Genomic DNA, 24,741 nt, shown 5'->3' with positions numbered 1-24,741 from the left:
TGGATGTCAAAGACTATACTGCTGCGCTACTGCAAGGTGGTACTGTACAAGGGTAAACTACAAGCCCCTTTTTAAATCTGGGGCCCGATATCGTAAGGTGTTTCTTGGTATACATAATAGTTCAGCCAATTCGAGAATAATAAATTGGCGTGTGCCCGCCAGATTGAGGGCGGTGTGCGCTTGGGATCATCATTAGGAAAATAATTTTTGGGGACTTCAATATCCATTCCTTTGGCCACATCGCGGTCGTATTCCCATTTCAGGGAAAGCGGGTCATATTCAGAGTGCCCAGTTACAAAAATTTGTTTACCGTCAAGCGTGGCTACGAGGTACACTCCAGCTTCCTCGGATTCGGATAAAACTTCTAATTCGGCAATATGATCAATATCTTCCCGCCGAACCTCCGTATGTCTGGAGTGAGGAGCATAAAACAGTTCATCAAAGCCGCGTAGCAATTTTACTTTAGGTTTAATCACAGTGTGTGGAAATACGCCAAAGCATTTGTAGTCGAGCCCGTATTTAGGGACAGAGAAATGATGGTATAAGCCTGCCTGTGAGGCCCAACAGATATGCATGGTCGAAGTTACATTCGTTTTCGTCCATTCAAAGATTTGCCGGATCTCCTCCCAGTAGTTCACATCCTCAAACTCAAGCTGTTCAACCGGGGCTCCTGTAATGACCATGCCGTCAAAGCGACTGTTCTTGATCTCGTCAAACGTTTTATAGAACATGTTCAAATATTCTTGCGATGTATTTTTGGATACATGAGACTTCATGTGCACCAGCGTGACGTCCACTTGCAGCGGCGTATTGCCGACCAGGCGCAACAGTTGGGTTTCCGTCGTTTCCTTTGTAGGCATCAAATTCAAAATGGCGATACGCAACGGACGAATATCCTGATGATAAGCTAAGCTTTCATCCATTACGAAAATATTTTCGCCCTCCAGCACTTCCTTTGCAGGTAGCGTGTCTGGGATTTTAATCGGCATGTAAACTCACTCCTTGTTCGGTAAGTTTTGCGAAAATCGTCTTGTTGAGATGCCGGGCATATAATAAAAAGACCTTTCTCAGGTTAGAGAAAGGTCATATTTGTATCCATATGCGCCTCTCTCATCTGTCAGGGCAACGCTCTTTGTACAAAGCGCGCGTCCTGCAAGAATTAGCACCGTGCGATTAAAATCGCCGGTTGCCGGGTATCATCGGGCTAGTCCCTCCACCTGCTCTTGATAAGATTTCGCTATATTCATTTTGGGTTCACAAAGTTCTTGTTGTTCACTTTAATGCATCGGCTGGGCTTCGTCAAGATAGGACTTTTAAATTTGTACCCTGTATTCACATTTTGTCTACCTTTTCCATAGGTTAAATCATATCCCTCCTATCGCTGAAGCTCTTGCCACTACTGTTGATTTAGCCCATGATTTTGCGCTTGAAAGGCCGTAGGCCGAGCGTTATACTATACAAGTGCTATTAGGCAAAAATATGGAGCAGTAGTGCAGATTTGAGTGTTTCCTGCGATACTGTGGCAATCTAAAAAAGAACATTTGAGAGGTGAATCCGGAATGGAAGGCGACCCGAGTCCGAATAGGCGGCGATCCCTGAACAACAGCATAGGAATGACTTCAGCTTGCCGAAAGACGGGACGCCAGGCTCTGCATGCTCCAAAAGCCTCCGGCTTTTGATGGGAGTGCACGCTTACCCGCACCGGCTAACTGGCTAACTGAGTCCATTCCTTATGCTTAAGGTAAACGTATTTCCGTTACGACGGAGCATAAGGAGTGACATATATGAAAATCCGTTTGGTCAACAACGGGGTTTTTACCCCTGTCGAAGAAATTGAAATGGCGCTTACTGCACCGGCAGAAGGTTTTTATTGGATTGATGCCGATGTCGATGATTTGGCAGTGCTCCAGCCTTTATTTTCCATGCATGATCTTGCAGTAGAAGACTGTTTGAGTGAAGAAGAACAGCGTCCGAAGATTGAAATTTATGAAAGCCATTATTTTATCGTTGTAAATAGCATTCGTTTTGATGATGAAGAAATATTTTTGCGAGCTTTGAACATTTTTCTCGGCCGCCATTTTATCATTACGGTGACCAAGCAGAAAATAAATGAGCTTCGTACCCTCAAGCCTATGCTGTGGGAGCAAGAAGTCAGCCAGCCTGACCGTTTTATGTATCTGTTGGTCGACTTGATTGTTGACAACTATTTTCTGGTTGGTGACCGGATTGAGGTCCGCATTGAGAAGCTGGAAGAAGATATTCTAATGCATACGAAAAAGTCGCATTTGAACGAAATCATCGGCTTACGAAGTGAGATTCTGTGGCTGAAAAAAGTGCTGGGTCCGCAAAAAGAAGTCATCAATACCCTGAACAAACGGGATTTGCGGCTCATCGACGATCAATTGCAAAAATATTTCAGCGACATTTATGAAAATGCTGTGAAAATTTCGGAGACTTTTGAAACTTACCGCGACTTGATGGGTAACCTTCGAGAAGCTTATCAATCCAGTATCGCCAACCGTGCCAATGAAATTATGCGTGTGTTTACGGCAATTACGACCGTATTTATGCCATTGACAGTCATTACCGGAATATATGGGATGAACTTCGATAATATGCCTGAGCTTCATACACGTTATGGCTATTTTGTCGTCATTGGTATTATGGTGGCATTAGGTGTCAGTATGTTCTGTATTTTCCGCAAGAAAGACTGGGTTTAAAAGAAAAGGGGAAAAAGTACCGATTTGGATACTTATTTCGATTTTAAGCTTGGTCATAAAAAGCAGCAGCCGTGTCCTGTGTGGAACTCGCTGCTGCTTTTTAGTATGTTGAACCCTGAATGTACTTTAATACTTTAGCTTTATTCAATCAGTTCTTTATTATCCAACATGTCGGTCGGGTACCTGCTGATGACGAAACCGTATACGGATCAGACGCAGACGCTCGTAAATTTGATCCAGTCCTGTTTCGGTTGCCTTTTCTTCCCCATACACTTTCAGCATGACGGGCTTGAGCAGCGTATCCCCCAACTCTTCATAAGCAGACCAGATGGCTGCCTGCTCCTCTTCAGATACATTCACCAATTCCTTGCGGATCAGCTTCTCCATATCAATGCCATCCCTGTCCAAATGCTCCACAGCTTCAATCATCTCTCTACGATGCAAACCTGTCTTCATTCCGATATGCTCCAGTGAAAGACCGTCCGAAATGCCTTCGATAATCGTTCTAGTTAGGCTGAATTTGTTAAGCTCCTGCCTGTACTGGTTCTCTTTTTGCTTGTATAGCCATGACAAAAAAACTTCTTCTTCCAGCGTCTCTGTTACCCAGTTCAACGGAAATGGCGTGGTCCGGTCATTTTGTGTTGTAATAGCCAATAGCTCCGTCCCATATTGCGACACTTTACCCTGACCCATACCAGGCAGCTCCAAAAGTTCTTCTTCGGTATGGGGAAGATAGACGCTAATGAGTCGAAGCAGCCGATTCGTAGCGATAAAATAAGGGGCTTTTCGTTCCGTTGCTGCTTTTTGCCGTCTCCACATCGTCAACTGCTCATACACTTCATCACGTGGAAACAAATCACTGTAGCAATACAGCTTTTGCAGCGTTTGTCCTCGTCCTGATGATCCTTCTTGCTCATGAAATACGCCATGGATTAAGGGCCTGTAGCCCTCAGCCATTTTGAGCGCCAGCTCATGACGGTATACATGCAGTAATTCCTGCCACAAGCTGCCCTCATACCAAAGGTCGTCTATACTTTCATCCGGGACATGGTGTGTGCTCCAACCTGCACTCCATCCCCCTTCATGCTGCCCAATCCATACCTGAGCAAAGTCCTCATAGCCCTGTTCATTCCGTTTGGACAAGCGATTTAAAAATACAATCTCCATGATTTCTTCCTCCCTCATATCGTTGAAAGACAGTCCCGCACAACACAAAAACGCAAAAAAAAGCACCTATCCTGCGTATTCGCAAGAAAGGTGCTTCCCTTTTTGAGCCGTACTATACTGTTGCCTATATAATAACCGTACCTTGGAGTGCCGTCAACCATAAATTCTAATGATTGAGCTTTTCCTTTGCCAATGCCAGAGCACCGCACAATCCAGCATTGTCACCCAATCCCGGAGATACGATATATTGCTCAATATCTGTTGTCAGACTCGAATGCTGTACGTATCCGTTCAAAAGTTCTTGAAGCTTGGTACGAATGAGCGGGAACAGTTGGTCCTGCTTCATCACTCCCCCGCCCATAATAATTTTCTGCGGTGACAGGATTAATACATAGCTCATTAAAGCCTGTGCCAAATAGTACGCTTCCATTTCCCAGGCCGGGTGATCGACAGAAAGCTCATGTCCTTTAACCTTCCATCTTTTTTCGAGCGCAGGACCTGCTGCCAGTCCCTCCAAACAATCTCCGTGATAAGGACATGTCCCCTCGTAAGTATCTTCTGGGTGACGACGTACCAAAATATGCCCCATTTCCGGGTGGGATAATCCATGTATCAGCTTTCCACCAACCAAAGCACCCGCCCCGATGCCAGTACCTATCGTAATATACAGACAGTTGTCCAATCCTTTGGCGGCACCCCAAATAGACTCACCAAGTGCTGCTCCATTCACATCCGTGTCAAACCCCATAGGTACATCAAAATGCTCTTTCAGTTTGCCAATCAGATTGTAATTTCCCCAATGTGGCTTTGGCGTTGTTGTAATATAGCCATATGTATCACTACCTTCGATAGGATCAATCGGCCCGAACGAGCCTACGCCCAATGCTTCAATGCCCTTGCCTTCAAAAAATGCGATGACATTCTCCATTGTTTCTGCTGGGGTGGTGGTTGGAAAGCTCGCCCGTTCGAGCACCTCTCCATGTTCGTTGCCAATTCCACATACAAATTTGGTACCGCCTGCCTCAATTGCTCCCAATACTGTCATAGTTGCTGTTGTCCCCTTTCGATAATCCGGTTCTCTCTCCACTATATTCACCTGAAATGTACCTGAGGTCAATCCCCTTATCGCAATTGTATATAATCCTTCACATGACTATATAACTCCGTCGACATATGGGTATACAAATAAGGACACTAACGCACCAAGCGTCAGTATCCCTATATTACTTACTTTACCTGAATTGTAGGTACCAAGCCTAACAGCTTCATTAAGATCCGGTTGCGACACCCATCAATGTACACAAGCTTTTCATTTCAAGCTGCTCAAACTTGTCTACAATTTGCACGTGATCCAGCGTCAGCAGACAGCTATCCAAAGCACATGCTACAGGTACACCACAGTGAATTTCAGCAAGTTTGCGTGAAAGATGCAGCATATCCAAATCACTCTCAATTTTTTTACGGACCGAGGGTGTTAATTGATCCAGATTCTCCAGAATGCCCTCAATAGAGTCGTATTCCTGCACCAGCTTGAGTGCCGTTTTCTCACCAATACCTCGTACTCCTGGATAATTATCGCTTGCATCCCCCATCAGGCCTTTAAGGTCCACCACTTGGCGTGGCTTAAGCCCTTTTTCAGTCAGCAGGGTCTCCGGGGTGTATACCATATAATTGCCGTGCCCTTTTTTCATAATAATGACCCGTGTCCGCTCATCCACTAATTGAAGTAAATCATGATCTCCTGAGAGAATCATTACATCCATGTCCTCATTTTGCGAATAATGACGTGCAAGCGTACCGATACAATCATCGGCTTCAAAGCCTTCCGCTCCAATGTTGGGTATGCCGAGGCTGTCCGTCACTTCACGAATCAATGTAAATTGGGGAATCAAATCATCTGGTGCGTCGGCTCGGTTTCCTTTATACGCAGCAAAATGCTCCCCACGGAATGTCGTTCCGCCCATATCCCAGCAGCAAATGACATGTGTAGGATTAAACGTTTGGACTGCATCCCAAAAATATCGAATAAAACCATATATGGCGTTCGTTGGCACCCCAGCTTTTGTACGACGGATATAACCGTTTGCGGCGGTTGCATAATAAGCGCGAAATAGCAGGGCCATGCCGTCAACCAGCATTACGGATTGTTCATTGCGTTGTGTCACAGATTGTATTGCTCCCATTCATCATAATATTTAACCCCCACAGTATAACATATCGTGAGTGTAAATTGGGCGTTATTGAGCTCCCCATGTGCCCTCAAATGTTTCCTCTTTGAATCCTATCGTTACTTTGTTCCCGTCGGTTACAATCGGGCGTTTGATTAATCTTCCATTCGAGGATAAAAGCGAAATTTGCTCTTCGCGACTCATGTCTCCAAGCTTATCTTTCAGCTTTAACTCTTTGTACACCTCACCGCTTGTATTAAAAAACTTTTTCAGCTCCAGCCCGCTTTTTCGAATTAAATCTTCCAATTCCTCCGGGCCGGGAGGCTGTTCAAAAATAGGAATAAGTTCCGTCTCATGTCCCTTGTTTTGCAGCCATTTCACTGCATTACGACAGGTACTGCATTTAGAATACTGATATACTTTCAGTTGGCTCATCGCTAGATTAACCTCCATTTGGTTTCGATAGCTTATTTATATTTTATTCTGAAAAATATTGCGCTCTTAATAGCTCCTGCATTTCAGCCATATCGTCAGGTAGAGGAGCATAGAACGTCAGCCGCTCCCCGGTTACAGGATGCTCCAAGGACAGTTCTGAGGCATGCAAGGCTTGTCGAGGCATCCTGGCATCAAGCTGATCATATCGCTCACGTTGCGCAGCATCATCAGGTGTAATCCGGTACATTTTATCTCCGATCAACGGACAACCGATATAAGTCATATGCACTCGAATTTGGTGCGTACGCCCGGATTCCAACTTTAGTCCGATGCGACTTCCCCCGTTCCACACTTCCTCCAGCTTATACAGCGTAAGGGCAGGATAACCGTCCGGGGTCACCATACGTAAATGCGGATTATCCGGGTTGCGGTCAATCGGTCCGTCTACCTTACCTTCCTGCAGCTCAGGGCGCCCATGCACCAGAGCCGTATAGCGCTTATCCACCGTTCCCGCAATCATCTGCTCAGAAATATGCTGGTGTACATACGGATTTTTAGCTACTACCAGCACCCCCGTCGTCTCCTGATCAAGACGATGAACAGGACGAAACCGGAACAGTTCTCCCTTGGCCTGCCAATAATGCACAACCCCATTAGCCAGTGTTCCAGTGTAATGACCGTGAGTCGGATGGACAATCATGCCCGCCGCCTTGTTCACCACTAACAAATGTTCATCCTCAAACAATATCTCAAAAGGAATGGGTTCAGGTAAAATATCATCAGAACGCTCGCGCTCCATGCGAATTTCTACTTGATCCCCGGACTTCACCTTTACGCTGATGTACACACGTGTCCCGTTCAGCATAATACCTTGCTCGGTCAGCTTGAGTTTGGATATTAACTTTCGAGAAATGTTCATACGTTTTTGTAAAATAGTCTTCAACAGCATGCCCTCCTCCTCAGGAGGGATCGTATATACGATAGGTTCATAGTACAAGCTCATCACAAATTCCCGGTTGCCTCCTTATTTGCGGAACACTTTTTTGCTGCGCACATATTCGACGTCGGGCACACCCTGACGGACATTCGCTGTGCGAGCAACGGCAAAGAAATAATCGGAAAGGCGGTTCAAATACCGACGTACCGCCGGATTAATGTCCGTATGCTTACCTAGTGTAACAGCACGGCGTTCCGCGCGTCGGCAAACCGTGCGGCAAACATGAAGCGTTGAGGATAATGTGCTACCACCCGGTATAATAAAACGCTCCACCTTCGGATTTTCCTCCTGACATGCATCAATCCAGCCTTCCAGACGCTCTGCCAGCTCGTCTTTCACCTTATATTTGCTTTCACTGATTTTAACAAACGCCAAATCCGAACCACAATCAAACAGCTCCTGCTGTATTTCCTCCAATTGAGTCCGAATATCCGCAAACTTTTCCCCTTCGGCAAAGCTGATCGCTTGTCCTACAAAGCTGTTCAGCTCGTCAATTGTACCGTATGCCTCCACACGGTCATCATCTTTGGAAACTCGACCTCCAATCACAGAAGTTTGTCCTTCATCACCTGTTCTGGTATAGATTCCCATATTACTCCATCCCCCTTATCATTCCGTAAGTGCTTTCAGCACCTTGATGGCTTCTTCCTTATTGCTTGTACGAGGCGGCACGGTAGCAAATAATGTTTTTGAGTTATATTTTAGCTCCTTAAACATCTTCATCTGCTCCACTGGAATTCCGAACAAATGAGTTTCCTTGCTTACATCTGTTCCTTCTTCCTCCTGCCCCTTCTTCTTAAATACGCCGCCCTCGAACACGCCCCGAGCGTACGTCTTCTTGTCAAAAGCATCATCTAACGGCAGATTCGAACCATTCTGTCCATACAGCTTCATGTCCTCTTCCGGCAAAAGAAACAGATCATGCTCCCCGGCCGCATATTCTACAACCAGCTTCTGCTGGTTATACAGCGGACTGACTGAAATTTCAATAGTCGGAGCCTGTTCGCCCAGCTTATCCTTAAGCTTTTGTGCCAGCTCTTCACGGATGACTGAAGCATCCCCTTTATCCATAATAAAAATGGAGAAGCTGTCCTTGTCCCGTCCCCCACATCCTGCCAATAATACAAGTGCCAGCATTCCGATAATCCATGGCGATAGCCTTTTTAGCCCTGCTCTCATATGTACGCCCCCTCTTCCATGCCATTAATATATCATAAGTTGTGAACGCAAAAAAAGAAGGCCCTACGGCCTTCTTCTTATCTTTGCTGACTTCACACGGTTAAACCTTGCATTCCGTACCATACAGTTTCATGTATTCATTGATTTTCAAATCGAGCTTGCAACTAATCTCGATGACAAGATCAGAGGTGAAGGACTGCTCTTCCTGAAACGTCCGCATCATCTCATTGCGCAGGAACAAAATTTCATCTTCTAGGGAAATGTCGTATCCTATTGAACTAGACGAATTATATCCAACATATGACATGAGCATTCCTCCTACAATTGAAAAATTGAACTTCCTGCTTCCGATTTCAAATTATAGCATAGAAATTTAGAAATAAAAGACTATTTTTTATGAATTACCCATAAAAAAATAATTTTAACCTTCTTTTCTTACTTTTTCTACAAAATGACCAATCCGATCCAGTGCCTCTGTCAGCTGAGCAACAGAAGTCGCGTATGAGCAACGAAGATAGCCTTCGCCTCCCAAACCGAACACATTACCCGGTACAGCCGCAACTTTAGCCTCTGCCAATAGACGCTGTGCAAATTCATCTGAGCTGAGTCCCGTGCTTTGAATACTAGGGAAAACATAAAAAGCCCCTCTTGGCTCATGGCACTCCAGGCCGATTTCCCGGAACCCTTCAACCATCAGACGGCGACGCTGATTATAGGCTTCTACCATACGATCTTTCTCACCCAAACCATTCCGCAAGCCTTCCAGTGCCGCAACTTGCCCCATAGAAGGCGCACACATTACGGTGTACTGATGGATTTTGAGCATAGCCGCAATCAGATCTGGATGTCCGCATGTATATCCAATACGCCAACCTGTCATGGCGAAGGCTTTGGAGAAACCACTGACGAGAATCGTACGATCCATCATACCAGGCATAGCGGCAAAACTAACATGCTTCTCTCCATAATTCAATTCAGCATAAATTTCATCAGAAATGACGATCAAATCATGCTTTTCCACGACTTCGGCAATCGGAAGCCAATCTTCATAAGTCATCGTAGCCCCAGTTGGATTGCTCGGATAGCATAAAATCAGCACCTTGGATTTAGGTGTAATTTTTGCCTCCAACGCCTCCGCCGTCAGCTTAAATTCATCCTTAGCAAATGTTTCAATACCTACCGGAATCCCGCCTCCAATCGAAGTGATTGGAGAATATGAAATGTAGCACGGCTCGGGCACGAGAATTTCGTCGCCAGGTACAATTAACGCACGCAAAGCAAGATCAATCGCCTCGCTTCCCCCAACGGTCACGATAATCTCGTTTTTAGGATCATAATTAACTTCAAATTGCTCATTCAGATAATCACTAATCGCTTCACGCAGTTCTGGCGTTCCCGCATTAGACGTATAGCTGGTAAAACCTCGCTCTAATGAATAGACACAGGCTTCCCGCATATGCCAAGGGGTTGTAAAATCCGGTTCGCCTACACCAAGGGTAATAATATCCTTGTTGCCACCCACCAAGTCAAAAAACTTACGAATGCCCGAAGATGGGATTTCGCGCACCAACGGGGACAAATAGGAACTCATGGCTTTGTTACTGTCGGTAAATGTTTCTGTTTTGAGATTCATCATGATCTTCCTTTACGGCGAAATCACCAGACGATTATCTTCCTGATGATCCTCAAAGATAATTCCGTCCTGCTTGTATTTTTTAAGCGTAAAATTAGTCTTGGTGGACAAGACCGAGTCAATAGGAGACAGTTTCTCCGACACAAAATTAGCGACCTCACGGAGGTTGCGGCCTTCAACTTCTACCAGCAAGTCGTATGCTCCGGACATGAGATAAACCGATTTAACTTGCGGATACAAATAAATCCGTTCTGCAATACCTTCAAATCCTCTTCCACGCTCGGGTGTAATCTGTACTTCAATCAAAGCAGTAACCTTTTCGTCGTCGACTTTATCCCAATTGACTACGGCGGCGTACTTAACGATTACATGTTGGTCTTCGAGCTCTTTAATTGAGGTGCGTACATCCTGCTCATCAACCCCCAGTAAAGTAGCCAACAAAGTCGGTGTTCTTCTTGCATCTTCTTTTAACAATTCCAGCACTTTTAATTTCAAACCATTTAGCTCTGTCATTCTACATAAGGCCTCCATCGAAAGAGATTACTATACATCATACAATACGCACTTTAAACCTGCAAAGAAAAACCGTCCGCCCCGGTAAACCCGGCAGACGGACGGCTGTTATGGGAAATTGCTTCAAAAACGGAATATCCCGTTTACATATAGTAAGGGTTGTTTTGGTGAGTTGGCTGCCCTTGCTGATGCATAGGTTGACCATATCCCCCCGCTGATGACGACTTTTGCTGAATGAACTGTTGGCATTCGTGTTGGGTCTTGCGAGCTTCTTGAATCTGTTTGTCCAAATCGATGCGCAGTGCTTTTGACGAAGTGGAGTACATATTGTTCTGACTCATCAGACGATACAAATCGCCTTGTAGGCGCAGCGTATCGTTCGTAAGGTCGGTGAACATCTGACGCACAGACGGACAATTGGATTCCGTTGTCGCTGTTGTATACTCTCCCACCGTGCGTTTCATATCGGCAAGAATGGTATAGAGCAAATCTTCTTCGGGCATAAATGACGTATTGTTCTGTGAAAACATCGTGATATTACCTCCTTTATTGGTTAATCCATAATTACTGCTGCGGTTGCATAGGAGCAAGCTGCTGGTGCTGTTGAAGTGCATTGGAAAGCAGGTTCAGGTGGTTCTCATGAGTTCTCGCGAATTGCAAACAAGCTTGCTGAATAGCTGGATGCTGAATGGATGCTGCTGTCGCCGTACATTGCTTGAGCAGCAGTTCTTCATTGGAAATGGAGTCCACGATGTACTCCAGCTCTTTGCCTGTCAAGGGTTGCATGTTGGTAGATTGCATAGTCTCTGTGCCTCCTTAAATGTTTTGTTGCACGCTGGTTATCTTGTCCGTTTGGCGAAATACTATGTACACATAAGAGATACTACATATTGCCTATAAGGAGTGCTGTTTATATGGAATTGATTAGCGGAAATACGTATTGGCCGAGTACCTTGGAGCAAACATCGGATTTTCCGCCTTTGGCAGAGGATTTAAATTGTGATGTACTGATCATCGGAGGCGGGATGGGTGGGTCCATCTGCTCCCGGCTATTGGGAGAACGACAGGTAGACACCGTGGTTATTGACAAACGCAAGCTGGTACATGGAAGTTCTTCGGCCAATACCGGACTGCTGCAATATAGCAATGATAAGACCTTAACCTCCTTCATCAATACGTTTGGTGAAACGAACGGTGTATTGTTTTACCGTATGTGCAAAGATGCTCTGGATCAGTTGGAAAAACTGTCTACCACGCTGGAAATTGATCCGTCCTTTATACGCCGCAGTAGCCTGTACTATGCAAGTACATCGGAGGATGTGCAGACGCTTCAGGAAGAGTACAAACAGCTAACCCGGTTTGGATTTCCCGTCGAATACTGGGATGAGCAACAGATTGCAGCCCGATTTCCTTTTCGAAAATCAGCAGCCTTGTACACGCACGAAGATGCCGAGGTTAATCCATTTTTGTTTGCCCAAGGACTGCTGAAATCCGCCAGCCGTCTCGGTGTACGCTTATATGAGCATACGGAAGCCAAGCATTTTGAATTCAACGAAAATGAAGTTGTTTGTCATACCAGCGGTGGAATTATCCGAGCGAAAAAAATCATTTTTGCAACGGGTTATGAAACACAGGAGATTAAAACAGATCGCGGAGCCGTTCTAGAAAGCTCTTATGCTATCGCCACCAATCCAATCGGAGATGTTCCCTTGTGGCATGAGCAGTGTCTGATCTGGGAAACTGCTCGTCCTTATCTATACATACGCTCAACACCGGAAGGACGCATCATTATTGGTGGTTTGGATGAACCTGTACTGGATGCCAATCAACGTGAAATCAGGCTGCTACACCAACAGCAAAAGCTACTGCAAACACTAGAGGAGCATTTTCCCGGTGTTCCATTTCAGATCGACTATGCTTGGGCGGCTGTATTCGGCTCCTCTCACGACGGTTTGCCCTATATTGGTCCACATCCACGTTTTCCAAACTGCTATTTTTTGGAGGGTTACGGGGGAAATGGGACGGTTACGAGTATGATGGCCGCACAGCTATTGGCTGATGAACTGACAGGCACACACCGACCTGAAATGGAGCTTTATTCTCTAATTCGTACTACCAAGCCCTCGCCTGAAACAACGGAGCCGATGGTCTAACATATGGAATACAAAAAAGAACCTCCTTCCCCTACTACTAATTGGGTCTGGAGGTCTTTTTAAATGTATTTTCAAACTATTCGGTTTGCTTGTGCCAGCGGTGTACATGGGAATGAGATTTGCTCTGCTTCGTCTTTTGTTCCATTTTCAGCACACTTCGCATAAAAAACCATCCGAGCACTGGCATCAATGCAAGGCCAATCAACAACCAGATCATCGCCGTAGGAGCCTTGCTGATACTTAGGACACCCAGGAAAATGAGTGTTCCGATCAACCGGCCTACCATTAAGCATAGTTCGCGCAATACAACCAGTTCCACTCTCTGATTGGCATCTCCTTTACTCGTACCCATTAAATCAAAGCTCGCAGAAATCATGGGAATTAAATATAAAGGCATAAATAAAGCGGTGCCGATCCCCATAATCAGTAGCGTGCTATACTCCATACGCCACAATAACGGTAAAAGCGCGATCACCAACAACACGGCACCCAACAGCATACCCGCCGAACGATAATGTGGCTTGAGCCATTTTCCAACAGCCCAAAAGCTGAAAAATGAAACCGCCGACGTGATAAGTGAAAACTGTGCAAGCTTCCATTCCTGTTGGGTAGCTACATATACGAGCAGCGTAATCAGGAAGGCAAACACCCCTTCACGGATGCCCTGGGCAATAAGCGATAACGACAACGGACGCCACATACTCCCTTTTTGTGACAATCGTTGCTTGGGCTCCTTCCAATTGTAATTTCCTGTCGGCTTACGTTTGCGAAGAAAGAAACTAAGCACCACTCCTACGACATAAAAGACCAAGGAAATACTGAATATCACGCGATAACCTGCGTCATCCTCCATACGGGCAATAATCCAACCGGACAGCCAAGGACCCACTATACCGGAAAACGAGCCCAGCAGACCCACCCATCCGTTAAAATGATCACGGCTTGCCTGATCCGTGACCTCGAAAAAAATCACATTAAACGCCAGCCAGAATAAACCTAATGCTGCACCCAGCAGCATCCCGAGCGGCCATATGTAGTTTACAGCCTGCGGTCCCGTATATAACACGATCAGATAAAATAGGCCTGATAATGCGGTCCCCACGCGTAGGGCATTCATTTTGTTATGTTCCTTGACCCACTTTCCAGCCACCCAGACCATAATTCCCAGTGCAATTTGTTGACTGACATTAAACCAGCCGATCATCGCGTAATCCTGCCTGCTTTTCCACAAATACACGTTAAGAAATGTGCCTGACAATGCTGCTGCAAACACAAACAATCCATTCAAGCTTAATAGCAGAATGGATTGTCCGTTCAGGTTTGATTTCAATGCAGTTCCCCCTAACCGAAAAATCACCAATCAGCTTATTTCAAGCCAGCTTGTTCAAAGATTTCTTCGATTTAAGATGCCCGTATTGAGCTTGGGCCTATCCGGGGGATTGTTATTTAATTGTTGGAAATACCGCTGAGCTTCTCCAGCATCCGCAATCGATCATTCTCTGACAGTGTCTGCTGGACATGGAAGCAGCTAGGGCACACATAAACATTCAAGACGAACGGCAAATCCAGAACGGGCTTGCCAAGCGCTGGAGACATCGACGGTTCAAAACCTTCTCTGGTTACGGTTTGCGAACCTGCATGCAGCATGTACTCCCCACATTGAGAACATTCAAGAACCTCATCTTGTCTGTCGAGTATTTGTTCAGCGCCTTGTTCATAAGCCATCAGATCCGCACCGCTTTCTTCAAATTTTTGCAAAGTATGCAGTACAGGCAACTTATGAAGCTCATTGTCCTGCAACAACGGTGCATCAACCGGTTTTTCAACTACGATTTCATCCTCTGCCTCATATAAAATATCCTGCTCCTCATCATCACCGAGCTGAATACTCAATGTCCGATAACCCTTTAGGTCTTCTTTTCCATGAGAGTGGGGCGCCGGGGTTACAGAAGCCACATGATCATGTTTCGTCTCTTCATGTCCATGCTCACCGGCATGTCTATGAACAGGTGGAGAAACAGACTCATCTTCATCATCGGTGATGTCAGAGTACCCTTTCAGATCATTATGGCAATAAGGACACTCTTCCTCAGGTCCTAATTCTTCATCCCAAATAATTTCCATGTTACACCATGGACAAATAGTCATTTCCAAGCTTTATCATCCTTCCGTTCCAAGCGTATACCAAGCTCTAGTATACAAGATGTGTCAAGTTACACTGGCACCGATCACATAAGATAAAGATATAGAAATAATCATGGAGAACAAGCCAACAGCACGATTGTCCTCTTTAATCTGTTGATCGATAGAAAATACCGGTGTCAGAAACTCAAAAAGAAAGTACGCCGCAAGTAGCAGTAAAAAGCCAACGAACGACCAAATCATCGTATCATACACACTGGATTTGGCTTCCATTGCAAAGCGGAGTACGTTGCAAATACCGAACATTTTCCCTCCCGTAGCCATGGCTACCGAAACATTACCGCGCTTGATCTCTTCCCAGCATTTATAGCGGGTTACCAGCTCAAAACACGACAAAAATACAATTAGCTCCAGCACCGCCACCGAGAAATAACCCAGCATCATCCCCAACGGATGTGACAGCAATTCATCAATCGCCATCTTCACTTCGTCCCTCCCGTTCTACCAAGCGTTCCCGGGCAAAACCGGCAACCCATAGCTATTCCAATTCAGCAACTGTTACGCCTGTGCCGCCTTCATTGTAATTACCGATACGGTAGCTTTTCACATGCTTATGCTTGCGCAGGTACTCCTGAATACCGGTTCTCAGGACACCTGTACCTTTGCCATGTATAATGTGTACCTGACCCAGATTGGCCAGAAACGCTTCATCCATGAAACGGTCCACTTCCATCAAGGCTTCCTCCACGTTCGCCCCCCGAAGATCAAGTTCACTTCGTACGTTATCATCCCGTGTCCGCTTAACGCCAGTCACTGGTTTTTGAACTCTTGGAGTCGTTGTTTGGGCAGGTTGCAGTAGTTCCAGATCATCCAGACTGACTTTCATCTTCATGATTCCCAGTTGAACCACAGCTTCCTTGGTACCGGACAGTTCAACCACGTGGCCTTTTTTATTCAGACTGTGGACGGATACTTCATCGCCAGCCATGATAGAACGAGTACGCGTAGCAGCCGGACGTTTGACGGCACTTTTTTTGCGTTGCTTCGGTTCAGCCTCATCCAGTTCTCTGCGAGCTGCAATCAGCTTATGCTCCTTAACCGAGGCCCCTTCTTCCTGAGCCAATTTACGCAAATCAGTAATGATTTTCTCTGCTTCACTACGAGCCTTATCCACGAGAACTCTTGCTTCGTCCTCAGCTTTTTCCAGCATACGGTCCCGTTGGGACTCCAGCTTATCCAACTCCGTTTGATGACGGCTACGCAATGCTTCCATTTCCTTACGCAGCTGCTCCGCTTTTTCCCGTTCTTGCTCAGCTGTCAAACGGTTCTGCTCCAGTGACGCGATCATGTGCTCAACGCGCTGGTCTTCTTCCGTTACCTCACCACGGGCATAGTCTAAAATACGCCCTGGCAATCCCAATCGCTCGGCAATGGCAAATGCATTACTTCGTCCGGGTACACCGACCAGAAGGCGGTAAGTCGGGCTTAATGTAGCGACATCAAACTCCATGCTTGCATTAATAATTCCTTTGCGCTCATAGGCATACGCCTTCAATTCACTATAGTGAGTCGTCGCAACCATGCGGCAACCCATGGCATGTATATGCTCCAAAATAGATACAGCCAGAGCCGAACCTTCCGCGGGGTCCGTTCCTGCCCCCACTTCGTCAAGCAATACAAGACTTTTTGGCGTCATATTTTTCAGGATGCTAATGATATTGGTCATGTGACTGGAAAATGTACTCAAGTTTTGCTCAATACTCTGCTCGTCACCAATATCGGCATAGATTGCATCAAATACACACAGCTGACTTTCATCCTCAACAGGTACAAACAGTCCAGACATCGCCATCAAACTAAGCACACCGATGGTTTTCAGAGTAACGGTTTTCCCCCCTGTGTTCGGTCCGGTAACGATAATAGAGGTGTATGAATTTCCTAACTCCACATCAATGGGAACAACCTGCTCCAACGGAATTAGAGGATGTCTGCCCTTTTTCAGCTTCAAATATCCGCGATCATTCATTAAAGGCAAGGTTGCCTTCATTTCACGGGCGAGACGCGCTTTTGCAAAAATAAAATCAAGATTGCCCAAAATGTCCACATCATACAGCAACATATCTGCTTGTTCTGCGACGAGTGCGGTCAGCTTTTGTAAAATGACTTCAATTTCACGCTCTTCTCTCAGCCTTGTTTCCCTCAGCTTATTGTTCATGGCTACAATGGATTCAGGCTCGATAAACAATGTTGCACCAGACCCGGATTGATCATGAACAATTCCGCCAAAATAAGAACGGTATTCGGCCTTAACCGGGATCACAAACCGATCTCCGCGAATCGTAATCAACTGATCTTGAAGCATTTTGGAGACAGTTGAGGAACGAATCATGGAATCCAGCTTTTCACGAATACGCACTTCTCCCGAGCGCAGCTCCCGACGGATTTGAGAAAGCTCTGTGCTGGCAGAATCCAGCACCTCTGCATTTTCGTCAATACAGCCTTTAATGGAGTTTTCCAAACCTCTCTGCTCCGAAAGCTGCTCACTCCAATACAGCAATGTTTCGACAGGATTTTCCTCATGCAAACTTGTCACGTATACCTGTATACGGCGTGCGGCCTGAACTGTTGTCCGAATGCCAAGCAACTCCTGCGGGCTTAACGTTCCACCAATACGAGCACGCTTCACCGCCGGAGTGATATCCACTACTCCGTTAAATGAAGGCACTCCTTTGAGGCGATCAGCAGCGTAGGCCTCATCCGTGCCTTTTAGCATTTTCTTGATATGCTCCAAATCATCGCTGGGCTGTAATCGAAGGGCTGTCTGTTGTCCCGTTGCCGTTTGGGCATAGTGACTTAGTTTATTTAGAATTTTTTGATATTCAAGGGTTTTGAAAATTTTAGAGTCCAACTTCACTACTCCTTTCACTTATATCTATATTATACCGAAAGCAGCAAACTTACGCTATTTGCCAACTCTGTTTTACACATAAGAAAGCTCTTCATGCCACACACTAACCTTTGTCTAACCCTGTAAATTCAAAAAACAAAGGAGGTTATTCCGTGAGCATTCTCGGGCACATTGTACGTTTCATCGTTGCCGCTCTGGTGCTGATGGTCGTAAGCTGGATCGTTCCCGGATTTAGTGTAGGCGGCTTTTGGAGCGCGCTGATTCTTGCCATTGTCATTGCCTTGGTTGGTTACATCATCGAGGCAGTGTTCGGCCGACGCGTTTCTCCATTTGGACGCGGTATCGTAGGTTTTCTAGTGAGCGCTCTGGTTATCTGGATCGCTCAGTATGTGGTGACCAATGTCAGTGTTTCCGTTCTGGGCGCATTGCTCGCTGCATTGGTTATTGGGATTATCGACCTGTTCATTCCGGTATCGACACCGTTTGAAGCCGGTCGCAAAGACGGGAAATAATTTCAGTAGACACTCCCGGCAAAGCTGTCCCGAAGCAGATTTCGTCTGCCAAAGGACAGCTTTTTGTCATAAACACTTCTGAGTGGATACAATAAGCAAACAATCCCCGGCGATGAGCAGCCGGGGATTGCCTTACATTTATAATCCGTATCTACTGATCCTGTTCGATAAGTTCAATCCATTCATTGTACTCCGTTTGAAGCTTAGTGTATTCTTCCTGTAATTGACGTAATTCTGTAGAAATCTTCTCCGTATTTTCCCGATCTACGTCCTGTTGTACTTGTAACAAACGAAGCTGATGCGCCGCCATTTCATATTTTTGACCCACTTCGTCCAATTCAGACTGCAAGGCCATTCGTTCCTGCTCTATGGACTGCTGTTCAGCTTTCGCCGTTTTGGCAGCTTCAACCGCCAAACGAGTCTCCTCCTGAAGCTGTTCCTTTTGTTCAACTGTTACCGCTATTTCACGTTCCCAAGATGCAAATTCTTCCTTACGGGCAGCATCTTCAGCTTCCAGACGTTCCGCTTCTGCCTTCAACTGATCATATTTAAGTTGCCACTCCAGAGATTCTTCCTCAGCACGTTCCAGCTTACTCCGCCGTTCGTGATCTTCCTGTTGAAGCTGCTTGATATTTTGCTCCAGCTGTCCAGCTCGGCTCTTCATGCTTCCATATTGCTCCTGAAGCGATTGATACGCCTTCGCTCCCTCTTGCTCTCGGACTTTGGCTTTCTCAAGCTCATCCTGAACACGAATCAGCTCAGGTGAAAGCTCCTTGATTCTCGCTTCGAGTTGAACTAGCCGTTGCTGTTGTGAAGCAAATTTATCATTAATAGCTTCGAGCTCAGCCGCTGCGTGCTGTAATTGCTCCTGTATCGATTCCTTCTGTTCACGCGCTTCCAGCAGGGAGAGCTCCAGCTCATCAACTGCCAACTGGCGTTCTTCTGCAAGTTTCTTCCATGACTTCTCGCTTTCAGCTAGCGTTGCCAGCTCACTTTGCAGCTTGCGAGAAGATACGTGAGCTTGCTCCAGCAGCTTCTGCATCCGCCGCTGTTCTTCCTCCAGCTTAGCCGTCTGCTGCTGCGCAGCCTTGGCTTCAGCTTCTAATTGATCATATCGGCTTTGCAGTTCTTCACGCGCAAGCGTATCTGCCTGCTCTCGCTCTATCGCAACCTGTCTCTGTGCGGCTAGCACAGACTCCAGCTCGGACTGTTGTTGCTTCAGTACTCTTGCTTGCTCTTGAGCCTCTCCCAGACGAGAAGAAAGCTCTGTACTGCCTGCCTGTACTTGTTCTAATTGTTCCTGAAGCTCCTCAACCCGAATCTCCTGCTCCAGTGCAGCTTCATCAGCTCGTTTCTGTGCTTCTTGATGCTGGAGCTTTTCTTCATTCAACGCCAATTCAGCCTGTTTACGTTCCTGCTCCAGCCGCTCATTCAGCCCGGAGCACTTGGTCTGCCATTCGCTTACCTTCTTACTATGCTCTTGCTGCAAAGCAGATCGCAGCTTGTCCAGTTCTGTACGCTTTTGCTCCTGATGAGTCTTCTCTGCAGCTGACAGCTTGGCTTCAGCCTGCTTAGCCGCTTCAGCCACTTCCTTCTTCATCTGCTCTTCTATCTGCCGGATACGAGCATTGGCCGCCTCCTGCTGCTCTTTCAGCTTGCGAGAAGCTTCTTGACGAGACTCCTCTAATTCACGTTTAGCTTGTTTTTGTCCATTTTCAAGTTCAGCCGCTTTTTTCTCCTGCTGTTCCAGCTTTGCCTTCAATTGGGCAATCTCCTTGGCTGATACAGATTCGGTTTCCATCAGCTTCTTCTGCGTTGCTTCCTTTTCTTCCTTTAGTTGAATAAGAGATTGATGCATATCTGTATTTTTTTGCTGCTGTTCCCCTAGAGCCGTCTGGAGTTGCGCCAGATCTCCCCGGAGCTCTGCTCGTTCCGCTGCTAAGCGGTTCATATGACTCTGAATTTCCTGGATTTGTACAGCTTCCTCTGCCATATGAACCGCAGCCAGCACGGCAATTCGGGGCATATCCAGACGCGAATGAGCTTGAGAAATGCTGTGCATACGCTCATCCACGTAATTAGCAACCTGCTTCATATAATCGGTATTGCTGCCGACGAGTTTATAAGAAGTACCGTAGATCTCTACAGTGACGCGAGTACGATCTGGTGTAGTCACAATTATGCCCTCCTTCAATACTACTGTATGTTGATTCTAAGGTGTGTCCGGTACTATGGTAACCCGCCTTCCGTGAAGCGTTCAACCTTATTAGTCCGGCTTCCCCGCAGCGGGTAAATATCAGAGTAAGAGAGCTTCTATGATGATAGGCCAAAAAGCCGTATCGAACCTCTGTCACTAAGATTCGATACGGCTTCCCGCATTTCCTGCTACTTTCTCAATTCCGCTCCAAAAGTTTGTTCCAGAGACGTAACGACAGGAGTATGCGCCGCATTGATCTCTTCATCCGTCAACGTATGTTCCCAATGACGATAGGTCAGAGAGATAGCTACGCTCTTCTTATCTTCACCAAGCTTACTGCCTGTAAATACATCAAACACTCGTGCATCCTGCAATAGCTCTCCACCTGCTGCGTGAATAACACGAAGCAGTTCGCCTGCCTCAACGTCTTTATTCACCACGAGGGCGATGTCACGTTCCACGGACGGGAAGCGAGCCAGCTCTCTGAACTGAATATGAGAGTTTGCGTGTTCAACGACCTGTTGCAACGCAATTTCCGCTACATACGTATCATTCAGCCCATAAGATTGTTGCAGCTCCGGATGAATCTGCCCAATGGTACCGATCCGTTGGGAGTTTCCATTCACATCCAGCCATACCGAAGCGGAACGGCCCGGATGGTAGCTTTGCGGTTGGTCAGCCACATAACGAATGCTGGCACTCAACCCGAAATAGTCAAACACCGTTTCAAGCGCGCCTTTAATATCAAAGAAATCAACCTTTTCAGCACCAATATTCCATTGTTTTTCACGGCGTACCCCAGTCAGCAGTAGACTAAGCACTTGAATTTCCTGCGGCTGACGGGTTAATGTTTGTTCCTCTGTATAAAATACCGTTCCCATCTCAAAAATCGCCAGATTGTCTTGCTTGCGATTCATGTTGTACACTGCTGTATCCAGCATCTGTGGAATGATACTCGTACGCAAAACACTACGGTCTTCGCTCATAGGCATAGCCAAACGTACCGGATGGCTACCTTCTGTCAGGGCATTAAATAACCCCGTACTTTGCGGATGTACAAAAGAGTAACTGATCGTCTCCTGCCAACCACCATGAGCCAGCAATCTGCGCAGGGAGCGGCGCAATGATTGCGATGCTGTCAAAGCTCCCGGAGTTGTCGGCCCTTCAATCGGCGTGGTCGGGATATTGTCGTAACCATACAGACGAGCTACCTCTTCGATTAAGTCCACGTCAATAGTAATATCTCCACGGCGTGTAGGAACTTGAACTTCCAGTACCCCTTGCTCTGCGTCGCCACATCCGAAATGAAGTCTACCGAAAATCGTTTTCACCTCAAGCAGCGACAGTTCGGTTCCCAAATATCGGTTTATTTTATCTAGCGACAGCTTGATAATGCGGTTTTCAGCTTTTGCAGACGCAGATTCTACGATGCCCTGGTGTACAGTGCCTCCCGCATAACGCTGAATCAGCGCAGCTGCACGATTCACAGCAGGCACAACAGCGCCCGGATCAACCTCTTTTTCAAAACGCAGACTTGCTTCTGAACGCAGTCCAAGTTGACGAGAAGTTTTGCGAACTGTACCGCCGTCAAACTTGGCAGATTCCAGCGCAATGCTGACCGTCGCATCCGTAACCTCGGAGTTGGCTCCACCCATCACGCCTGCCAAAGCAATTGGTTTCACACCGTCTGTAATCAGCAGCATATGCGGCTCCAACTTACGCTCCTGATCGTCAAGTGTAATCAATGTTTCGCCGGCACGAGCGAGTCGAACTTCAATATTTCCATTTTCCAGCTTATCCGCATCAAAAGCATGCAACGGCTGACCGTATTCCAGCATGACGTAGTTCGTAATATCTACGATGTTGTTGATCGGACGAACACCTGCCGCCATCAGACGGTTTTGAATCCATAACGGGGAAGCCCCCACTTTTACACCTGTGATATAACGGGCCGCATAGTGCGTACACAGTTCAGGAGTATCTACCTTCACGGACAGATGATCTGCTGCTGCATCGCTAATTTCCACCAGATCCTTAGCCGGGTCAGCCAGCGAAATGTCACGTCCCAGAATCGCACTCACTTCATATGCTGCTCCGTGCATGCTCAGGCAATCCGAACGGTTGGGTGTCAGATCAAAATCCAGCACTTGATCATCCAGCGCCAGCAGCTTCGTAATTGGCATACCAATTTCAGCATCCTCAGGCAGCACCAAAATACCTTCTTGCAATTCCTTTGGAAGCAGCTTGTCATTTATGCCCAGTTCTTTGGCCGAGCAGATCATGCCCATGGATACAACACCGCGTAGCTTGGCTTTTTTAATGTGGAAATCTCCCGGCAACTTTGCCCCTACAACTGCAACAGGAACCTTTTGACCTGCATCCACGTTTTTGGCACCACACACGATTTGCAGATCTTCCTCCTGACCTGCATCGACAATACATACATTCAGCTTATCAGCATCTGGATGCTTTTCCTTGCTTTTAACATAGCCGACAACGACGCCAGTAATCCCTTGATTGCGCTGCTCGACCTCATCAATTTCTATACCCGAACGGGTGATTTTCTCTGCTAGATCCTCCGCGCTTACCTGATCCAGCGATACATACTCGGACAGCCACTCGAATGATACTTTCATATGGGTTCACTTCCCTTGATATAGTTGTTTATTGACGCGCAAACTGTTTCAGGAACGACAGGTCACTGTTATAAAAATGACGAATATCGTCGATACCGTATTTCAATATAGCAATCCGCTCTACACCCATACCGAATGCAAAGCCGCTGTACACCTCGGGATCAAAACCGCCCATCTCCAGCACTTTCGGATGGACCATGCCACAGCCCAAAATTTCGATCCATACACGTTCGCCATTTTTCTTCACAAAAGTCACGTCTACTTCAGCACTCGGCTCTGTGAACGGAAAGAAGCTTGGGCGCAAACGGATTTCGGTCGATTCTCCGAACATTTCGCGTGCAAATTGAAGTAAGGTTCCTTTCAAATCACTCATACGAATGTCTTTTCCAATGACAAGCCCTTCAATTTGGTGGAATTGAAAAGAATGCGTTGCATCGTCATCATCACGTCGGAAAACCGTACCCGGACAGATAACCTTAATAGGCGTTTCGCCCTTCATCGCTTCCATCGCGCGAATCTGAACCGGTGACGTATGGGTACGCATCAACAGATCCTCGGTCAGGTAAAATGAATCCTGCATATCCCGTGCTGGGTGATTTTTAGGCAGGTTCAATGCTTCGAAGTTATAATAATCCGTCTCTGCCTGTGGACCTTCAGCCACTCGATAGCCCATACCTGTAAAAATATCCTCGATTTGCTCAATCACTTTGTTGAGCGGGTGCAGTCCACCTTGCGGCAACGCGCGTCCAGGCAGCGTAACGTCAATCTTTTCCGCTTGCAGACGCTCATTCGTTTCTGCTTTCGTGAACTCGTCCTGCTTACGGTTAACGACTTCTTCAATCGCCTCGCGCACCTCATTGGCTACCTGTCCAACAACCGGACGCTCTTCCGCGCTCAGCTTGCCCATACCGCGCAAGATTTCAGTCAGTGCGCCCTTTTTCCCCGAATATTTGACCCGTAAATCAGCCAGCTCCTTGGGTGTTGCCACCTTCTCCAATACTTCCAGTGCTTCTTCCTTCAAGGCCAGCAAATGTTCCTTCATTTGGATGGTTTCGCTCATCGCCTGTTCAGTCCCCTTTCTTCATATCCAGCTTTTCAGACAACAAAAAAAGGTCTTTTCTCCCGGTAAGGGACGAAAAGACCGTGGTACCACCCTCGTTAGACAATAAGCTCAGCTCACCCGGCGTTCTGCCTTACGGCAACTAGTTACAGGTGATTGTTTATGCTATGCATCATTGTCTCGCTCTGCACGTTGTAACGGTCGTGAACCGGTATCCCCTACTTGCACATTCGCCATTCACATGGCGCCTGAGGTTCAAGGAACTGCTCCGGAGCGAACTTCAACAGCCCAGTATTTGCAGAAACGCTCTCAATCCTACGG

23 protein-coding genes and 1 riboswitch are annotated in these 24,741 nt (G+C 46.6%); of the genes, 3 read left to right on the top strand and 20 right to left on the bottom strand.

Features of this window, described 5'->3' with window-relative positions; translation table 11 throughout:
* Window positions 1–71 precede the first annotated feature (71 nt).
* Window positions 72–989 carry a homoserine O-acetyltransferase MetA gene (gene metA / locus KAI36_RS07495; protein ID WP_220027407.1) on the bottom strand — a complete coding sequence of 306 codons (918 nt, stop codon included), beginning with the start codon at window positions 987–989 and terminating at the stop codon, window positions 72–74.
* 118 nt (window positions 990–1,107) lie between these two features.
* Window positions 1,108–1,233: riboswitch (SAM riboswitch) on the bottom strand.
* 551 nt (window positions 1,234–1,784) lie between these two features.
* Here metA and corA point away from each other — a divergent pair.
* Window positions 1,785–2,720, top strand: coding sequence for a magnesium/cobalt transporter CorA (corA, locus tag KAI36_RS07490; RefSeq protein WP_023987788.1), 936 nt, complete (start codon window positions 1,785–1,787; stop codon window positions 2,718–2,720).
* 159 nt (window positions 2,721–2,879) lie between these two features.
* Here the strand turns inward: corA and KAI36_RS07485 are convergent, their stop codons facing one another.
* From KAI36_RS07485 to KAI36_RS07430, 12 genes are all read right to left on the bottom strand, one after another.
* Window positions 2,880–3,887: an HRDC domain-containing protein gene (locus KAI36_RS07485; RefSeq protein WP_025723307.1), complete on the bottom strand. Its 1,008-nt coding sequence runs from the start codon at window positions 3,885–3,887 to the stop codon at window positions 2,880–2,882.
* A gap of 166 nt (window positions 3,888–4,053) precedes the next feature.
* Window positions 4,054–4,932: an ROK family protein gene (locus KAI36_RS07480; protein WP_071640060.1), complete on the bottom strand. Its 879-nt coding sequence runs from the start codon at window positions 4,930–4,932 to the stop codon at window positions 4,054–4,056.
* A 223-nt stretch (window positions 4,933–5,155) separates the two neighbouring features.
* Entirely contained in the window at window positions 5,156–6,052 is an 897-nt protein-coding gene (locus tag KAI36_RS07475) for a 5'-3' exonuclease (RefSeq protein ID WP_013309415.1), read from the bottom strand.
* Window positions 6,053–6,124: 72 nt separating this feature from the next.
* Window positions 6,125–6,490 (bottom strand): arsenate reductase family protein, encoded by a 366-nt coding sequence (locus KAI36_RS07470; protein WP_013309414.1) that lies wholly within the window; start codon window positions 6,488–6,490, stop codon window positions 6,125–6,127.
* 43 nt (window positions 6,491–6,533) lie between these two features.
* Window positions 6,534–7,493 carry an RluA family pseudouridine synthase gene (locus KAI36_RS07465; protein ID WP_013309413.1) on the bottom strand — a complete coding sequence of 320 codons (960 nt, stop codon included), beginning with the start codon at window positions 7,491–7,493 and terminating at the stop codon, window positions 6,534–6,536.
* Between the two features lie 21 nt (window positions 7,494–7,514).
* Window positions 7,515–8,078, bottom strand: coding sequence for a cob(I)yrinic acid a,c-diamide adenosyltransferase (locus KAI36_RS07460; protein WP_028542959.1), 564 nt, complete (start codon window positions 8,076–8,078; stop codon window positions 7,515–7,517).
* An 18-nt stretch (window positions 8,079–8,096) separates the two neighbouring features.
* Window positions 8,097–8,666: a type 2 periplasmic-binding domain-containing protein gene (locus KAI36_RS07455; RefSeq protein ID WP_025723313.1), complete on the bottom strand. Its 570-nt coding sequence runs from the start codon at window positions 8,664–8,666 to the stop codon at window positions 8,097–8,099.
* Window positions 8,667–8,766: 100 nt separating this feature from the next.
* Window positions 8,767–8,973, bottom strand: a complete 207-nt coding sequence (locus KAI36_RS07450; protein ID WP_025723314.1) for an aspartyl-phosphate phosphatase Spo0E family protein — start codon at window positions 8,971–8,973, stop codon at window positions 8,767–8,769.
* Between the two features lie 114 nt (window positions 8,974–9,087).
* The gene (locus KAI36_RS07445) at window positions 9,088–10,299 is read right to left on the bottom strand and encodes an aminotransferase class I/II-fold pyridoxal phosphate-dependent enzyme (RefSeq protein ID WP_025723315.1); all 1,212 of its coding nucleotides are present in this window, start codon (window positions 10,297–10,299) and stop codon (window positions 9,088–9,090) included.
* A gap of 12 nt (window positions 10,300–10,311) precedes the next feature.
* On the bottom strand, window positions 10,312–10,812 hold the full coding sequence (locus KAI36_RS07440) for an Lrp/AsnC family transcriptional regulator (RefSeq protein ID WP_023987779.1): 501 nt from the start codon (window positions 10,810–10,812) through the stop codon (window positions 10,312–10,314).
* Between the two features lie 143 nt (window positions 10,813–10,955).
* A complete protein-coding gene (locus KAI36_RS07435) occupies window positions 10,956–11,342 on the bottom strand; it encodes a spore coat protein (protein ID WP_013309407.1) in 387 nt (128 codons plus the stop codon).
* A 34-nt stretch (window positions 11,343–11,376) separates the two neighbouring features.
* A complete protein-coding gene (locus tag KAI36_RS07430; protein WP_013309406.1) occupies window positions 11,377–11,613 on the bottom strand; it encodes a hypothetical protein in 237 nt (78 codons plus the stop codon).
* Between the two features lie 113 nt (window positions 11,614–11,726).
* On the opposite strand from KAI36_RS07430, the gene KAI36_RS07425 reads away from it, so the two are divergent.
* Entirely contained in the window at window positions 11,727–12,965 is a 1,239-nt protein-coding gene (locus KAI36_RS07425) for an NAD(P)/FAD-dependent oxidoreductase (RefSeq protein ID WP_220027406.1), read from the top strand.
* 76 nt (window positions 12,966–13,041) lie between these two features.
* Here KAI36_RS07425 and KAI36_RS07420 read toward each other — a convergent pair whose 3' ends face one another.
* The 4 genes from KAI36_RS07420 to KAI36_RS07405 all read right to left on the bottom strand — a co-directional run bounded on the left by KAI36_RS07420 (window position 13,042) and on the right by KAI36_RS07405 (window position 18,015).
* Window positions 13,042–14,295, bottom strand: a complete 1,254-nt coding sequence (locus tag KAI36_RS07420) for an MFS transporter (RefSeq protein ID WP_220027405.1) — start codon at window positions 14,293–14,295, stop codon at window positions 13,042–13,044.
* Between the two features lie 116 nt (window positions 14,296–14,411).
* Window positions 14,412–15,119, bottom strand: a complete 708-nt coding sequence (locus tag KAI36_RS07415) for a hypothetical protein (protein WP_068940106.1) — start codon at window positions 15,117–15,119, stop codon at window positions 14,412–14,414.
* 54 nt (window positions 15,120–15,173) lie between these two features.
* Window positions 15,174–15,587 (bottom strand): DUF350 domain-containing protein, encoded by a 414-nt coding sequence (locus KAI36_RS07410; RefSeq protein ID WP_013309402.1) that lies wholly within the window; start codon window positions 15,585–15,587, stop codon window positions 15,174–15,176.
* 58 nt (window positions 15,588–15,645) lie between these two features.
* The gene (locus KAI36_RS07405) at window positions 15,646–18,015 is read right to left on the bottom strand and encodes an endonuclease MutS2 (protein ID WP_220027404.1); all 2,370 of its coding nucleotides are present in this window, start codon (window positions 18,013–18,015) and stop codon (window positions 15,646–15,648) included.
* A 152-nt stretch (window positions 18,016–18,167) separates the two neighbouring features.
* Between KAI36_RS07405 and KAI36_RS07400 the strand changes: the two genes are divergently transcribed.
* Window positions 18,168–18,527, top strand: coding sequence for a phage holin family protein (locus tag KAI36_RS07400; RefSeq protein WP_023987773.1), 360 nt, complete (start codon window positions 18,168–18,170; stop codon window positions 18,525–18,527).
* Window positions 18,528–18,678: 151 nt separating this feature from the next.
* Here KAI36_RS07400 and zapA read toward each other — a convergent pair whose 3' ends face one another.
* The 3 genes from zapA to pheS all read right to left on the bottom strand — a co-directional run bounded on the left by zapA (window position 18,679) and on the right by pheS (window position 24,420).
* Entirely contained in the window at window positions 18,679–20,703 is a 2,025-nt protein-coding gene (zapA, locus tag KAI36_RS07395) for a cell division protein ZapA (protein WP_220027403.1), read from the bottom strand.
* A gap of 209 nt (window positions 20,704–20,912) precedes the next feature.
* Window positions 20,913–23,360 carry a phenylalanine--tRNA ligase subunit beta gene (pheT, locus tag KAI36_RS07390; protein ID WP_220027402.1) on the bottom strand — a complete coding sequence of 816 codons (2,448 nt, stop codon included), beginning with the start codon at window positions 23,358–23,360 and terminating at the stop codon, window positions 20,913–20,915.
* A gap of 28 nt (window positions 23,361–23,388) precedes the next feature.
* Window positions 23,389–24,420, bottom strand: coding sequence for a phenylalanine--tRNA ligase subunit alpha (pheS, locus tag KAI36_RS07385; protein ID WP_269321413.1), 1,032 nt, complete (start codon window positions 24,418–24,420; stop codon window positions 23,389–23,391).
* Window positions 24,421–24,741: the final 321 nt, after the last annotated feature.

This window comes from Paenibacillus sp. S02 (assembly GCF_019454065.1).
Classification (GTDB): Bacteria; Bacillota; Bacilli; order Paenibacillales; family Paenibacillaceae; genus Paenibacillus; species Paenibacillus polymyxa_B.
This window is presented reverse-complemented; position numbering and strand designations above follow the sequence as displayed.